This window comes from Bradyrhizobium denitrificans, from assembly GCF_013179005.1.
GTDB lineage: Bacteria > Pseudomonadota > Alphaproteobacteria > Rhizobiales > Xanthobacteraceae > Bradyrhizobium > Bradyrhizobium denitrificans.
On record NZ_JABFDP010000002.1, the window covers coordinates 233083 to 247219 of the forward strand.

Below are 14137 nucleotides of genomic sequence, written 5' to 3' on the forward strand. Positions count from 1 at the left end.
GACTTGAATTCCCTCACCTCACCCAACCTCCGCTGCCAGAAATGCCTTCGTCCTGGCCTCGCGCGGCGCCCGCAGCACCTCGGCGGCCGGACCACTCTCCACGATCACGCCCTGGTCCATATAAACGACACGGTCGGCGACCTCGCGCGCAAAGCCGAGCTCATGCGTCACCACCAGCATGGTCATGCCAGATCTCGCGAGTTCCTTCATGACGCTCAGCACCTCGCCGACCAGTTCCGGATCGAGCGCCGAGGTCGGCTCGTCGAACAGCACGAGCCTCGGCTTCATCGCCAGCGCGCGTGCGATCGCGACGCGCTGCTGTTGTCCGCCGGACAATTGTGACGGATAGGAGCCGGCCTTGTCGGCAAGGCCGACCCGGCGCAACAGCGCCATCGCCTCGTCCTTCGCCTCGGCCACGGCCCGTCTCTGCACCTGGACTGGCCCCTCGATGAGGTTCTCCAGCGCCGTCATGTGCGGAAACAGGTTGAAGCGTTGGAACACCATGCCGCAGGCGAGCCGCTGCCGCGCAATGTCGCGCTCGGACAGCCGGTGCAGCCGGCCGTCGATCTCGCGAAAGCCGAGCAGCTCGCCGTCGAGCCAGATGCCGCCGCTGTCGGCCGTGGCGAGCTGGTTGACGCAGCGGAGCAAGGTGGTCTTGCCGGAGCCGGACTGCCCGATGAGGCAGACCACCTCGCCTTCGAAGACATCGAGCGAGACCTGCTTCAGCGCCTGGAACTCGCCGAAACGCTTGCTGACCTGGCGAATGGCGACCAGCGGCCTCATCAGCGGCCACCTCGCGCAAGGCCGCGCGCAAAGCGGCGCTCCAGCAGCATCTGCAGCGGCGTCAGGATCGACACCACGAGCAGATACCAGAGGCCGGCAACGATCAAGAGCTCGATGACGCGTGAATTGGCGTAGTAGATGTTCTCGGCCGAATGCAGCACTTCCGGATACTGGATCACGCTGGCGAGCGAGGTCGCCTTGACCAGGCCGATGAACTCGTTGCCGAGCGGCGGGGTCACCACCCGCATCGCCTGCGGCAGGATGATCCGGCGCAGCGCCTGCAGCCGGCCCATGCCGATCGCCTGCGCCGCCTCATACTGGCCGATGTCGACCGACAGCAGCCCGGCCCGCATCACCTCCGAGGTATAGGCGCCCTGGTTGATGCCGAGCCCGAGCAGCGCGGCCAGGAACGGCGTCATCACATCGACCGCGCGCGCGCTCCACAGGCCAGGAATCCCGATGGTCGGAAACACCAGCGCCAGGTTGAACCACAGCAGCAATTGCAGAATCAGCGGCGTGCCGCGGAACAGCCAAGTGTATCCCGCGGCGACCGAGCGCAGCACCGGATTGGGCGACAGCCGCATGATCGCGACGACCACGCCGAGCGCAATGCCGAGCGCCATTGCCGCCACCGCCATGATCATGGTGTTGACGATGCCGCGCAGGATCACTGGCGCCGTGAGGAAGCGCTCGACATAGGACCATTCGATCTGGCCGTTGGCAAAGGCGCGGCCGATCGCGCCGAGCATGACGATGATGATGGCAGCGGCGAGCCAGCGGCCCCAATGCGCATGCCGCGCGATCGTGTGCCCGGACAGGTCCGGAAAGCCGTCCGCCAGCGCGTCGCCGTGGCTCATTGCGGCGCCGCGTTGAGCATGGGCTCGCGCACCGCATTGGCGCCGAGGCCCCATTTTTCGAGAATGGCCTTGTAGCTGCCGTCGGCGATCATCGCCTTGAGCTGGTCGGTGATCAGGTCGCGAAAGCCGGCATTATCCTTGCGAAACATGATGCCCTGATAGCCGAAGGCGATGGGCTCGCCGACGATGCGGTACTTGCCGGCCTCCTGCGACTGCGCATAGGGCAAGGTCTCGCTGCCCTGCACGGCCGCGTCGATGCGACCCTGCTTGAGCTGGTTGCGCACGTCGATCGAGTTCTCACCGGGAACGTATTGCGCAGCCGGTTTGCCGGAGGCCTCGCAAGTCGCCTTGCTCCACTTCTCGATCTCGGCGGGGAAGCTGGTCGAGCGCGTAGTGCCGATCTTGCGGCCGCAGAGGTCGATGACGACCTTGGCATCGCTTTCGGCCAGCACGAACAATTGCGGACCGGTGACGAGATAGTCGACGAAATCGGCGGTCTCGCGCCGCGAGGCGCGGTCTGAAATTCCGGAAATGATGAAGTCGGCGCGCTTCGTCTGCAGCGAGGGGATGAGCTCGGCGAACGGCGTCTCGCTCCACGCGATCTTCACGCCAAGGCGCTTCGCCAGCTCGTTGGCGAGATCAATGTCCAGCCCCTTGAGCTCGTTGGTGGCGGGGTCGTGATATTCCATCGGCGCGTAGGTCGAGTTGACCGTGAGCTTGAGCGTGCCCGACTGCTTGATCTCGGCGGGCAGCTCGGCGGCGCCGGCGGAGGCGAGCGACGCGAGGGCGGCGAAACTGATGAACAACGAACGTCGCATCCTGCAGAACTCCCTCGAACGAACCAACTAACCGACCGCGACCGGCTCGACCACGCCCGCGCGCTCGGTGATGACCTTGTATTGATCCGGCCGGCGGTGCGCGGCGAAATTGAACATCTTGTCCTTGCCCTGCCGGCACAGATCGAGATCGATGTCAGCGACGATGACCTCGTCGCCGAGCGTCTTGGCCTGCGCCACGATGCAGCCATTGGGGTCGACGATGCAGGAGCCGCCGATCAGGCCGCTGCCGTCCTCGTCACCGGCCTTGGCCACGGCGATCGCCCAGGTGGCGTTCATATAGGCATTGGCTTGCGCCACCAGCGTCGAGTGGAAGGTGCGCAGCGACGCATCCTCGGTATTGCCGCCATTGGGATCATAGGCCGCCGAATTGTAGCCGACGCAGACGAGCTCGACGCCCTGCAGCCCGAGCACGCGCCAGGATTCCGGCCAGCGCCGGTCGTTGCAGATCATCATGCCCATGATGGCGCCGCCCCAGTCGCTGCCGGCGCGCACCGCCGGGAAGCCGAGATCGCCATAGCCGAAATAGCGCTTCTCGAGCTGCTGATACTTGGCGCCCGGACGCGGCTCGACCGAGCCCGGCAGATGCACCTTGCGATATTTGCTGATGATCTCGCCGTCGGGATCGACCAGGATGGCGCTGTTGAAGCGGCGGCCGTCGGGCGTGAGTTCGGCATAGCCGACATAGAAGCCGACCCCGAGGGTGCGCGCGCGATCGAACAGCGCTGCGACGGACGGGTTGGGCATGCTGCGCTCGAAATAGCTGTCGAGCGCATCGCCCTCCAGGATCCAGCGCGGAAAGAAGGTGGTGAAAGCGAGCTCGGGAAACACGACCAGCTTGGCGCCCTCGGCCGCGGCCTTGTCCAGCAGCCCGATCAGGCGCGCAAGGGTGTGGGCCCGGCTGTCGGCCCGCTGGGTCGGCCCCATCTGGGCAGCGGCGGCGCGAAATAGACGGCTCAACATTGCCTCCGTACTGGGCGCATTGCCTGCCTATCAGGCGACAGGGCCACCTGTTGCAGCGCGCTGAAGAGAGGTTCATTTGGCGAAAGCGGCGCGGGATTTGCAATCGACACCGCACGGCCTGCGCTATGATATTTTGGCCGAGACCATAACCCGGGCTTATAGGGCGTTCACATGAACCTGCGCCAGCTGGAGATCCTGCGGGCCGTCATCCGCCATCACACCACCGTCGCCGCCGCCGAGGAGCTGGCGCTGTCGCAGCCCGCGATCAGCAACGCGCTGAAGGCGATGGAGGCACAGGCCGGCTTCACACTGTTCGAGCGCGTCAACAACCGGCTGTTTCCGACGCCGGAGGCGATGACGCTGTACGAGGAAAGCGAGGCGATCTTCGCCTTGCATGCGCGGCTGGAGAACCGCGTGCGCGATCTGCGCGAACAGAAGACCGGCCATTTGTCGATCGTCGCCACGCCGCCGCTCGCCTACAGCATCATCCCGCCGACCTTGTCGGGGTTCCTGCGGCGCAGGCCGCAGACGCGGATGTTTTTCGACGTCAGGCGTTATGAAGGCGTTGTCGAAGGCGTGCTCGGCAGCGTCGCCGAGCTGGGCTTCGCGCTCGGCCTGTCCGATCATCCCGGCATTGCCCATGAGGTGGTGCACACCGGCGAGATGGTCTGCGTGATGCCGCCGCAACATTCTCTCGCCGAGCGCGACGTGATCTCCGCGCGGGATCTCGCCGGCCTGCCACTGATTGGCCTTGAGCGTGGGACCCGGCTCGGCGAAGCCGTGCGCGACAGCTTTCGCGAGGCCGACGCGGAGTTCCAGCCGACCGTCGAGGTCCGCTATTGCAACACGGCCTGCGTGCTGGCCGCGACCGGTGTCGGCGTCGCCGTGGTCGATCCGTTCTCGCCGCGCCAGGGCGGCCACGATCTCGTGGTGCGGCCGTTCACGCCCAGCACGAAAGTCTCGGCCTATGTGCTGTGGTCGGAGGCAAGGCCGCTGTCAAACCTGGCGAAGACGTTTCGCAATGAAGTGCGGAATGCTGCAAGCCGGACTCTGACTGGACAGGTTGACGCAATCGGCCCCGCAGCAAGGCTGCGCGAGACAGCGCCCTCTCCCCTTGCGGGAAAGGGCATCGCTGTCCCATCCACGCGCTCGGTCGGGTGAGGGGCATCCCTCGGCACGCAACACTCGTAGATGCATCCCCCGCACCCGAGTGAGTTTGTTGATGCAAGCCATCTCCCGCAAGGGGGAGAGGGCGCATCAACGGTCACCGTCTGCACAGCTACAAAGGACGAGACGCGTGCTTTTGCGCCCACTACACGTCAGCAACGATGTCAATCACATGCTGGAGCATTGCGCCCTCGCAGTGCCACGGCCCGCGAATCTCACGCCCGCGCCAGCTCGATATCGTGCGTCTGCCTGGTCTCGGCGTCGTACACCTTGATCTGCAACATCGGGAACCGACGCTTGAGATCATGCGCCCCGTTATGGGCCCCCTCTTTGGTCTTGAACTCGGTCTTGATCTGACCATCGACCACGACGGCATAGCCGGTCAGCGGCAGGTCTTTGCCGGACTTGTCTTGAGCAGGCTTGTTGTGAACAGACTTCTCTTGGGCAGACTTGAGCATTGCGAGCCGACGTCAATTGGTGAGTTGAGGGAGTGCCGAGTGCGCGATCTCTCCGCCTCGTGCGACTCCGATGTAAGGTGAGTCTGTCGCGACGGGCAAGCGAAGACGCGTTCTGCACAAGCAGGACGATTACGGTTCAACCTGACAGCGTATTGATACCCAACGATTACTTGAGGATGTCGCTTCCAATCGCCATTCGAATCAGCGTGGCCCGCCACCCCATTGCCGATCGCGAGCGAATCCTGGCACGATGCCTGTGACAACCCGCGACCTCCGCTGCCGCCGGTATCCCCTGCAGCGGGATGACGACGGCGGCTTCGCCAGCGTCAACGCACGGCTTGGTCATTGACTGTCCGTTTACCCCGCGATCGCGCATTCCACACTGGCGTTGATGCAGATCAATATTCCGCGACAGGAGACGCGCCTACTCGACGCGTGTCCAATCGACTCAAGCATTGCTACGGCCTCGTTCGTTGCCTTGCGGACGATCGGAGACAGCTGTCACGGAGACTGAGATGAGTGAGATCGGCGTCAAAGCGCTGGACCATACCGTCCAGGAAACCAATATCTGGCTCAAGGCCATCGAGCAAAGGCTCGGGATTGCGAGCCGGCAGCACGCCTACAACGCGTTGCGCGCGGTGCTGCATGTGCTGCGCGACCGCGTGCCGTTGGCGACCGCGGTGAACCTGGGTGCCCAGCTGCCGCTGCTCATCCGCGGCATCTATTACGAGGGCTGGCACCACGCGGCCACGCCGACCAAAGACCGCCACCTCGAGGAGTTTGTCGACGGCATCTTTCAACAGCTGCCGCCGCAATTCCCGGTCGATCCGCTCACGGCCGCGCGCGGCATCTTCGAGATCCTCTGGGAGAAGCTCGACCCCGGCGAGTTCGACAAGCTGATGGGCCATCTGCCCGTGCCGCTGCGGAACCTGCGCGAACCTGCAACGTGAGCACTGGCCTGCGGCCACAATCTCCACCCCCATGCTGAGGAGCGCCGTTGTTCGGCGCGCCTCGACCCATGAGGCCCGGGCTGCTTGCATCGGCTTGCATAGGCCGGGGCCCGCTTGCCCTCAATGCGCCAGCTGCCGATACAGCGCCGGCAGCGCGGCGGGCAGCCGGCGGATGTTGCCGACGATGGCATAGCCACCGCGGCCGAACAGCGTCGGAAAGTAGGATTGCGCCGCCGCATCGATGGTTACGCCGAACACGGCGACGCCGGCGCGCCGCGCCTCCTGCACCGCCTTGCGCGTATCCTCGATCGCGAACCGTCCCTCATAATGATCGACATCGTTCGGCTTGCCATCGGTCAGCACCAGCAGCAGGCGCTTGCGCTCCGGACGATCCGCCAGTTCGTGCGCAGCGTGACGCACGGCGGTGCCGATTCGCGTATAATAGCCTGGCCGGAGCGCGCCGATGCGCCGCTCGACCTGCCCGCTCATCGGCTCGCCGAACGCCTTCACTGTCTCGAGGCGGACCCAGGAATTGCGCCGTGACGTGAAGGTGAGAATGCTATGACTGTCGCCACAGGCCGACAGCCCATGCGCGAGCACCAACAGCGCCTCCTTCTCGACATCGAGCACGCGCACGCCGTCAACCCACGCGTCAGTCGATAGGGAGACGTCGACCAGCAAGGTCACCGCGAGATCATGCGCGAGCGGCCGCATCGCGAGATGGACGCGATCGAGCGCACCATGCCCGGCATTGAGGTCGCTGCGCACACGCACCAGCGCGTCGATGTCGAGATCGTGGCCGTCGGTCTGCGCGCGCATCACCTCGTGGCGCGGCCGCAGCGTCTCGAATCTGCGGCGTACGCTGCGGATCCGCCGGCGCATCGCCGCATCCGGCGTCCAGGTGTCGCCGGTCTCGGCAGCATCGCCGGTGACGACCCGACAATGATCGGGCAGATAGGCACCGCTGCGATAGTTCCATTCCGGATAGAGCCGGCCACTGCTTAGCCGCGCCGCGTCGATCGCCTCGGGGGGCAGATCGAGATCGAATTTCAGCTTGCTCGCCGGCCGCCCCTTGCGCCTGGAGATCGCGAGTTCGTCGAGATCGTCAGCCGCCTTGCGCGCATCGTCATCGTCGGTGTCGTCCGAGGGACGATCGACGTTGACCATCTCCGCCATCGCAAGGATCTTCTCGAAGCGGTTGAGGATGAACGGATCACGGCGTGGCGCCTCCTCGCGCTCACGCCGTGCGAAGCGCTTGCGGGTATCGGGCGCGCTGGCCTGCTCTCCCGGCGCTTGCGTCTCCTCGTCATCGCGCCCAGCGGCGACCGCCGCGCGGCTCCAGCAATCGCCCCACAACGGGCATGGCAGCAGCGGCCGATAGCCGGGCGGCGCGGTGTCCGGCAGTTCGCCATCGGCGATCACGGCGTTCCACAGCGCGCCCTGAAGCGGCCCGCTGCCGCCGAGCAGCGCCATGGCCACGTGTTCGACCTGCCGCTCGAGCCGCGGCAATGGCCGCCGCGGCCGGGCGGCAGCCAGCGCCGCGGCAAGCGCCGCATGGGAGCGCGCGAGCCCCGGGAAGCACGCCAGCACCAGGGCGGTCGTCTCGCGGGCACGGCGCAGCACCAGCAGATCGCGCCGCAGCGGATCAGTCTCCGCGATCGGGGCGGCCGGCATGGTCGCAAACCACGCCGCGAGCCAGTGATAGAGCTGCGCATTGAGGGCGCGATCCGGCAGCAGCGCGATGCTCTCGGGCAGGAAGATCGTGGCGCCATCGCGCCCCGCCTGGTCAAGGCACTCGTCGCCGAGCCCGATGCGCTGACGCCAGCCGAGACGGTGGCGTGATTTGCGCGCCTTGGCGCCCGCGATCTGCACACCGCTCTCGCCGCCCAGCGCACGGAACATCACCGCGATGCGGCCGCTGACCTCGGTCAGGGCCACGGCATGATCCGGATGGACCGGATAGCTCGACGTCGTGCCGACGAGGCGATGCCAGGCGCGGCCGACGGTCTCCTCCAGTTCGAGAACATCGAGCATGGCTCACCCGATCACGGCGTGCGCGACCTCGCGCAGGCCCGCTTTGACGTCGGCATCGTCGGTGAGCGGCTCGATCATCGCGGCGAGGACGGCGTCCACGATTGGCGTGCCGGCCGCGACCAGCGTCGCGCAATAGACGAGCAGCCGCGTCGAGACGCCCTCCTCCAGATCATGGCCCTGCAGCGCCCGCAGCCGATGCGCCAGCGCGACCAGCGGCCGCACGCGCTCCGCCGACAGGCCGCTTTCGGCGGCGACCACCGCGGTCTCCTGCTCGGCAGCCAGAAAGCCGAACTCGATGGCGATGAAGCGCTGCCGGGTCGACGGCTTCAGCGCCTTGTGCAGCGACTGGTAGCCGGGATTGTAGGACACCACGAGCATGAAACCGTCAGGCGCAGCCAGCTCCTCGCCGGTGCGCTCCAAGGGGAGAATGCGGCGGTCGTCGGTCAAAGGATGCAGCACGACGGTGACGTCCTTGCGCGCCTCGACCACCTCGTCGAGATAGCAGATGCCGCCTTCGCGCACCGCGCGGGTCAGCGGCCCATCGGTCCACACCGTGTCGCCGCCCTGCAGCAGATAGCGCCCGGTGAGATCGGCGGCGGTGAGATCGTCGTGACAGGCCACCGTGTGCAGCGGCAGGCCGAGCCGCGCCGCCATGTGGGCGACGAAGCGGGTCTTGCCGCAGCCCGTCGGCCCCTTCAGCAGCACCGGCAGGCGGTGCCGGAACGCATGTTCGAACAGCGCGCATTCATTGCCGGTCGGCGTGTACAAGGGAAACGAGGGAACGGTGTCGATCGCGTGCAGCGCAGGTTTCATGATGACTCTCCGAAGATCCGGGGGGAGGCAGGCGGCGGCACCGAGGCCGCCGCCCGCCGGCATTCACTCCGCGGGCTGCAGCGCGCCGGGGATGACGGCCGGCTTGGCGCGCCCGGGCACCAGCACGGCCCAGACGAACATCAGCGCCGAGATCGCAACGAACACGCCGGAGCCGAGGCGGACCCAGTAGAACATCGCGAGCTGGTCCTGCACGTCCATGTAGCTCTGGCCGAGCACGCGCTGCAGATGCACCTGGAGGATGCCGGCGAAGGTCAGCGCGAAAGTCATGACCAGCATGGCCGTGCACATGATCCAGAAGCTCGCGATCGATAGCCACTGGTTGTACGGCGCACGCTGGCGCAGCTGCGGCACGGCATAGGCCATCACCGCGAGGTTGAGCATCACATAGGCGCCGAAGAAGGCGAGATGGCCGTGCGCCGCGGTGACCTGGGTGCCGTGGGTGTAGTAGTTGACCGAGGACAGCGTGTGCAGGAAGCCCCACACGCCGGCGCCGAGGAACGCCATGACCGAGCAGCCGACGGACCACAACAAGGCCGCACGATTCGGGTGACTACGGCCGGCCTTCAAGGTCATCTGCACCGTGAAGATCACCATGGTGAAGAACGGCGCGACCTCGAGGGTGGAGAACAGCGAGCCGATCCACTGCCAGTAGCCGGGGGCGCCGATCCAGTAGAAATGATGACCGGTGCCGAGGATGCCGGAGAACAGCGCGAGGCCAATGATGACGTACAGCCACTTCTCGACCACCTCGCGGTCGATGCCGTTGAGCTTGATCATCAGGAAAGCCAGGATCGAGGCCATGATCAGCTCCCAGACGCCTTCGACCCAGAGGTGGACGATGTACCACCAGTACATCTTGTCGACGGCGAGATTAGCCGGGTTATAGAAGGCGAACAGGAAGAAGATCGCCACGCCCCACAGGCCGAACAGCAGGATGTTGGTCACCGTGGTCTTGCGGCCCTTCAGGGCCGTCATGGTGACGTTGAACAGGAACATCAGGCAGACCACGACGATGCCGACCTTGATGATGAAGGGCTGCTCGAGGAACTCGCGCCCTTCGTGATAGTGGAAGAGATAGCCAACCACGGCGGCCCCCGCCGCGCCGAAGAACATCCAGAACTGGATCTTGGCGAGCAGCGGACTGTAGAGCTCGGTCTCGGTCTCCTCGGGCAGCAGGAAATAGGTCGCGCCCATGAAGCCGATCAGCGACCATACGATCAGCGCGTTGGTGTGGATCATGCGCACGATGTTGAAGGGCAGCAGAACCGACAGCGTGTTCGGCAGCACGTAGATGGTGCCGGCGAGCAGGCCGAACAGCACCTGGGCGAGGAAGAGCGTCAGCGCGCCGTAGAAATACAGCATCGCGACCTTCTGGGTCTCATATCTCATCGAGGATCTCTCTCATGATGGAGGGCGGGAAGCGGGCTCAGCCTGCCTTGTTCGGCGGCCAGTCCTGACGCTTGATCGCGTCGGCCCATTGCAGGAAGTCGGCGAGGTCGTTGAGCTCCTGGTCGGTCAGGTTGAACTGCGGCATCTGCCGCCGGCCCGGTGCGCCGGAGGGCTGCGACTGCATCCAGGATTTCAGCATCTCGCGGGCCGCGGCGGGGTCCTCTCTGCCGCCCCAACGGTCCCAGACATTGCCGACCTCCGGCGCGAAATAGGCGCCCTCGCCGAGCAGGGTGTGGCAGTTGATGCAGGAGTTCCTCTCCCAGACATGCTTGCCGCGCGCCACCGAGTCCGACAGCGTCGCGGCATTGGTCGAGGTCGTGACCATGTAGTAGTGGCTGTGCGCGGTCAGCCCGAGGAAGATCGCAAAGAAGAATGCCGAACCGCCATAGAAGACGTTCCGCGCGGCCGACTTGGTCAGGCGTTCCGCCATGACACGTCCTTTCCGTGTGGTGAAGGTTGATGATGTGAGATCAGTCTATCGATTGCGCCCGGTGGCTCTTTGTCGGGGCGCAACGAACGCGGCGATGGCCGCTCAGACCATGGCGCGGAGCGCGACCGCAAGCCCGGCGAGCATGGTGAGGCCCGCGAGCCATGTCGTGAGCAGGCCGCGCCACAGCGCAGGCGCGTGACGGAGGCCGAGAAATTCGAGGACGATCACCCTTCCCTTGGCCATCGCGAGCGAGAGGACGACCGCATCGATCAGCCACCGGCTCGGCAGCAGCGAGGCGGCTGCGAGCGTGGCGATGGCGAGGGCCAGCAGCTGGAGCCAGGCGACATTGAGCCGATCACGAACCATGGCTCAGCGCACCAGATAGACGATCGGGAACATCACGATCCAGACGAGATCGACCATGTGCCAGAACGTCGTCCCGGTCTCGACGCCGCTCGCGGTGGCATGGCGGCCGACGATCGCGAGGATGACGATGCCGAGCGCCACGTGCAGCAGATGAAACCCGGTGAGCAAGAAGTAGAGCGTGAAGAAAGGCGAGGTCTCAAAGCCGGCGCCGGCAGCGATCTCGCCGCCATATTCAGTCAGCTTGACGGCGATGAACGCGGCGCCGAGCAGCATGGCCAGCGCGATCCAGCGCCGCGCGGCTGCCGAGGATGCGCCGTGCGCCGCGGCAGCAGCGCGAGCCGCCGCCCAGCCGCTGGTGATCAGCACGATCGTGTTCAATGCAGCGAGATGTCCGTCGAGCATCGACTGCCCGGCCGAGAACACGGCCGGATTGATCGCCCGCGCCACGACAAAGCCGCCAAGCAGCAGGCCGAAGGCAACGAGTTCGCTGAGGATCAGAACCCACATCATGGGATCGCCGGGCAGGCCGTCGAACACGTCCCCACGTTCCTCGTCTTCCGGTTCGCATGTGACCGCCGACATCGCCATCTCCGCCTGGGATAGCGGAAAGCTAGTCGCGACAGCAGGACCGCTCTTTGTCGCCGCACAAACACTGCGCCGGCGGTTTGGGTTAGGGATCAGCACCGTCAGGAGCAGATTCATGACCGAAGCACAGCTCGGCCTGGTCACGGCCACGCCGATCATCATCGTGTTTGCCGTGGCGCTGCGACGCATCGGCGTGCTGTCAACCACAGCGGCGGCTTTCGCCGTCGCCGCCTCGGTCGCGATTGCGGTGGTGCTGTTCACCACGCAATAGCCGGCTGGAACCTTTGTCGCTCTCGGACGTCAGATCGTCCGGAGGTGCCTCATGGACGACAACCGGTTCGCAGAGCTGCTCGGCAACGCCGCCATCAGCGTATGGGGAGACATGCCGCGTGACATCCAGGAGGCCTTGTTCGAGACCGCGATGCGCGGTCGCGACGACCTGCGGCACCAGCTCGCGAAGCTTCTGCACGACCGTCATCCGCGAACCCAGCATCCGCCGCGGCCGGTCTGAGCACGCTCATTCGGGACGATCGTCAGCGCGAAATTGCGACGGATCATCGTAGCCCTTGCGGCTGCTGTAGAACAGCAACGCCATCAGACCGACGCCGACGATCAGCGAGAAGACCACCCCGAGGACCAGCGCCATCCAGCCTTCCGTGGGCATGGGATCGCCGGACGCAACGCAACGATGATCGTGATCGGTCCGGCAAGCATGACGATGGCGCTCCTGGCACGGAAAACCGAACTTGCCGGCGATCGCTCCTGGACGTCGCGGTAACGGCGCACAGGCCAGTTCCGAAATGCGAGAACATCACCTCTCAGCTGGCGCTCGGGAAAGCGCCGCATTGCCACCGACCGCAGCAACATCTGCTCAAGGACGGCGCGCTCGCACACAGCGTCGAGCGCGCCGCATGGCTGCTCCCGCCGGGGGTCGCTAGGCGTCGGGGAACTTAGCTGATATCGATAGCGCTTCCGATGGCAGCAGAGGACGAAGACCCGAGATGGACAACCGCAGCGAGATCTGGCGCGGCGTCGACGCAATCAAGACCCGTTTCATCGAACTCAGCGACCGGGTGTGGGGCATGCCCGAAGTCTGCTACACTGAAGCCCGCTCCTGCGCCGAACATCTCGCCGAGCTGAAGCATCAGGGTTTTCGCATCACCGAGAAGGTCGGAGGCATCCCGACGGCGCTGATGGGCGAATGGGGCGAAGGCGGCCCGGTCATCGCCTTCATGGGCGAATATGATGCCCTGCCCGGTCTCAGCCAGGAAGCCGGCGTCGCCGAGCATCGGCCGGTCGAAACCGGCGGTCATGGCCACGGCTGCGGCCACAATCTGCTGGGCTCGGCGGCCCTGCTCGCGGCCACCGCGGTCAAGGACTGGCTCGCGGCCAACAAGGTGCCGGGCCGGGTGCGCTATTACGGCTGCCCCGCGGAAGAAGGCGGTGCCGCGAAAGCCTTCATGGTGCGCTCGGGGGCGTTCGAGGACGCCGACATCGCCATCACCTGGCACCCGTCGAGCTTCTGGGAAGTGGTGATGACGCCGTCGCTGGCCAACACCCGCGCCGATTTCATCTTCACCGGCCGCACCTCACATGCCGCAGCGTCGCCGCATCTCGGCCGCAGCGCGCTCGATGCCGTCGAGCTGATGAATGTCGGCGTCAACTACATGCGCGAGCATATGCCGAGCGACGCCCGCGTGCACTACGCGCTGCTCGACACTGGCGGCATCGCGCCGAACGTCGTCCAGGCCCATGCGCGCGTCCGCTACTCGATCCGCGCCCGCGACCTGCCCGGCATGAACGAGCTGGTCGAGCGCGTGCGCAAGATCGCACAAGGCGCGGCGATGATGACCGAGACCAAGGTCGAGATGAAGATCATCTCGGCGGTGTCGAACATCCTGCCCAACACGCCGCTCGAGGAAGCGCTGTACGGGATCATGGAGGAGCTCGGGCCACCGCATTTCGACGAGAACGACCGGGACTTCGCCGGTCAGATCCAGGCGACGCTGACCGAGAAGGATATCGAGTCCGTCTACTACAGCATCGGCATGGAGCCGACCGACAAGCCGCTCGCCGATTTCCTGGTGCCGTTGAACACCAAGCGCAATCCGCAGATCGGCTCGACCGATGTCGGCGACGTCAGCTGGGTCGTGCCCACGGTCCAGGTTCACGCCCCGACGGTGGCCATCGGCACGCCGTTCCACACCTGGCAGGTCGTCGCCCAAGGCAAATCACCGGCCGCCCACAAGGCGATGGTGCAGGCCGCCAAGGCGATGGCGGGCCTCGGCATCAAGGCGCTCAACGAGCCGGCTTTGATCGCGGCTGCCAAGGCCGACCTGAACAAACGGACCTTGCGCACGCCCTATGTCAGCCCGCTGCCCGCCGACGTGGAACCGCCGCTGACAATGTCGGTGGCCTGAGACAA

17 protein-coding genes are annotated in these 14137 nt (G+C 65.8%); 5 read left to right on the forward strand and 12 right to left on the reverse strand.

Features of this window, described 5'->3' with window-relative positions; all coding sequences use genetic code 11:
* Nucleotides 1-18: 18 nt before the first annotated feature.
* From HL671_RS03115 to HL671_RS03130, 4 genes are read right to left on the reverse strand one after another with little or no spacing between them, the layout of a single operon-like run.
* Nucleotides 19-786 carry an amino acid ABC transporter ATP-binding protein gene (locus tag HL671_RS03115; protein ID WP_085972594.1) on the reverse strand — a complete coding sequence of 256 codons (768 nt, stop codon included), beginning with the start codon at nucleotides 784-786 and terminating at the stop codon, nucleotides 19-21.
* On the reverse strand, nucleotides 783-1640 hold the full coding sequence (locus HL671_RS03120; protein WP_172235554.1) for an amino acid ABC transporter permease: 858 nt from the start codon (nucleotides 1638-1640) through the stop codon (nucleotides 783-785). The genes HL671_RS03115 and HL671_RS03120 overlap by 4 nt, the downstream gene beginning before the upstream one ends.
* Complete coding sequence (locus HL671_RS03125) at nucleotides 1637-2458, reverse strand: ABC transporter substrate-binding protein (RefSeq protein WP_172235555.1); 822 nt, start codon at nucleotides 2456-2458, stop codon at nucleotides 1637-1639. Before HL671_RS03125 ends, HL671_RS03120 begins: the two co-directional genes overlap by 4 nt.
* A 27-nt stretch (nucleotides 2459-2485) precedes the next feature.
* Nucleotides 2486-3439 (reverse strand): N-carbamoyl-D-amino-acid hydrolase, encoded by a 954-nt coding sequence (locus HL671_RS03130; RefSeq protein WP_172235556.1) that lies wholly within the window; start codon nucleotides 3437-3439, stop codon nucleotides 2486-2488.
* Between the two features lie 171 nt (nucleotides 3440-3610).
* Here HL671_RS03130 and HL671_RS03135 point away from each other — a divergent pair, with 171 nt between their 5' ends.
* Nucleotides 3611-4600 carry a LysR family transcriptional regulator gene (locus HL671_RS03135; RefSeq protein ID WP_012042311.1) on the forward strand — a complete coding sequence of 330 codons (990 nt, stop codon included), beginning with the start codon at nucleotides 3611-3613 and terminating at the stop codon, nucleotides 4598-4600.
* Nucleotides 4601-4821: 221 nt separating this feature from the next.
* Here HL671_RS03135 and HL671_RS03140 read toward each other — a convergent pair whose 3' ends face one another.
* The gene (locus HL671_RS03140; protein ID WP_012042310.1) at nucleotides 4822-5064 is read right to left on the reverse strand and encodes a hypothetical protein; all 243 of its coding nucleotides are present in this window, start codon (nucleotides 5062-5064) and stop codon (nucleotides 4822-4824) included.
* A gap of 515 nt (nucleotides 5065-5579) precedes the next feature.
* On the opposite strand from HL671_RS03140, the gene HL671_RS03145 reads away from it, so the two are divergent.
* On the forward strand, nucleotides 5580-6014 hold the full coding sequence (locus tag HL671_RS03145; protein ID WP_172235557.1) for a DUF2267 domain-containing protein: 435 nt from the start codon (nucleotides 5580-5582) through the stop codon (nucleotides 6012-6014).
* Nucleotides 6015-6134: 120 nt separating this feature from the next.
* Here the strand turns inward: HL671_RS03145 and HL671_RS03150 are convergent, their stop codons facing one another.
* From HL671_RS03150 to HL671_RS03175, 6 genes are all read right to left on the reverse strand, one after another.
* A complete protein-coding gene (locus HL671_RS03150) occupies nucleotides 6135-8048 on the reverse strand; it encodes a nitric oxide reductase activation protein NorD (RefSeq protein WP_172235558.1) in 1914 nt (637 codons plus the stop codon).
* A gap of 3 nt (nucleotides 8049-8051) precedes the next feature.
* Nucleotides 8052-8861: a CbbQ/NirQ/NorQ/GpvN family protein gene (locus HL671_RS03155; RefSeq protein WP_172235559.1), complete on the reverse strand. Its 810-nt coding sequence runs from the start codon at nucleotides 8859-8861 to the stop codon at nucleotides 8052-8054.
* 63 nt (nucleotides 8862-8924) lie between these two features.
* Nucleotides 8925-10271 carry a cbb3-type cytochrome c oxidase subunit I gene (locus HL671_RS03160; protein WP_012042306.1) on the reverse strand — a complete coding sequence of 449 codons (1347 nt, stop codon included), beginning with the start codon at nucleotides 10269-10271 and terminating at the stop codon, nucleotides 8925-8927.
* Between the two features lie 37 nt (nucleotides 10272-10308).
* Entirely contained in the window at nucleotides 10309-10761 is a 453-nt protein-coding gene (locus HL671_RS03165; RefSeq protein WP_172235560.1) for a c-type cytochrome, read from the reverse strand.
* A 102-nt stretch (nucleotides 10762-10863) separates the two neighbouring features.
* The gene (locus tag HL671_RS03170; RefSeq protein ID WP_172235561.1) at nucleotides 10864-11127 is read right to left on the reverse strand and encodes a cytochrome C oxidase subunit IV family protein; all 264 of its coding nucleotides are present in this window, start codon (nucleotides 11125-11127) and stop codon (nucleotides 10864-10866) included.
* A 3-nt stretch (nucleotides 11128-11130) separates the two neighbouring features.
* Complete coding sequence (locus tag HL671_RS03175) at nucleotides 11131-11709, reverse strand: cytochrome c oxidase subunit 3 family protein (RefSeq protein ID WP_172235562.1); 579 nt, start codon at nucleotides 11707-11709, stop codon at nucleotides 11131-11133.
* 118 nt (nucleotides 11710-11827) lie between these two features.
* Between HL671_RS03175 and HL671_RS03180 the strand changes: the two genes are divergently transcribed.
* Nucleotides 11828-11983, forward strand: a complete 156-nt coding sequence (locus HL671_RS03180) for a hypothetical protein (RefSeq protein ID WP_012042302.1) — start codon at nucleotides 11828-11830, stop codon at nucleotides 11981-11983.
* Nucleotides 11984-12034: 51 nt separating this feature from the next.
* Complete coding sequence (locus tag HL671_RS03185) at nucleotides 12035-12223, forward strand: hypothetical protein (protein WP_012042301.1); 189 nt, start codon at nucleotides 12035-12037, stop codon at nucleotides 12221-12223.
* A 6-nt stretch (nucleotides 12224-12229) separates the two neighbouring features.
* Here the strand turns inward: HL671_RS03185 and HL671_RS03190 are convergent, their stop codons facing one another.
* Nucleotides 12230-12358 (reverse strand): hypothetical protein, encoded by a 129-nt coding sequence (locus HL671_RS03190; protein WP_371260188.1) that lies wholly within the window; start codon nucleotides 12356-12358, stop codon nucleotides 12230-12232.
* 355 nt (nucleotides 12359-12713) lie between these two features.
* On the opposite strand from HL671_RS03190, the gene HL671_RS03195 reads away from it, so the two are divergent.
* Complete coding sequence (locus tag HL671_RS03195; RefSeq protein WP_012042299.1) at nucleotides 12714-14132, forward strand: M20 family metallopeptidase; 1419 nt, start codon at nucleotides 12714-12716, stop codon at nucleotides 14130-14132.
* Nucleotides 14133-14137 lie beyond the last annotated feature (5 nt).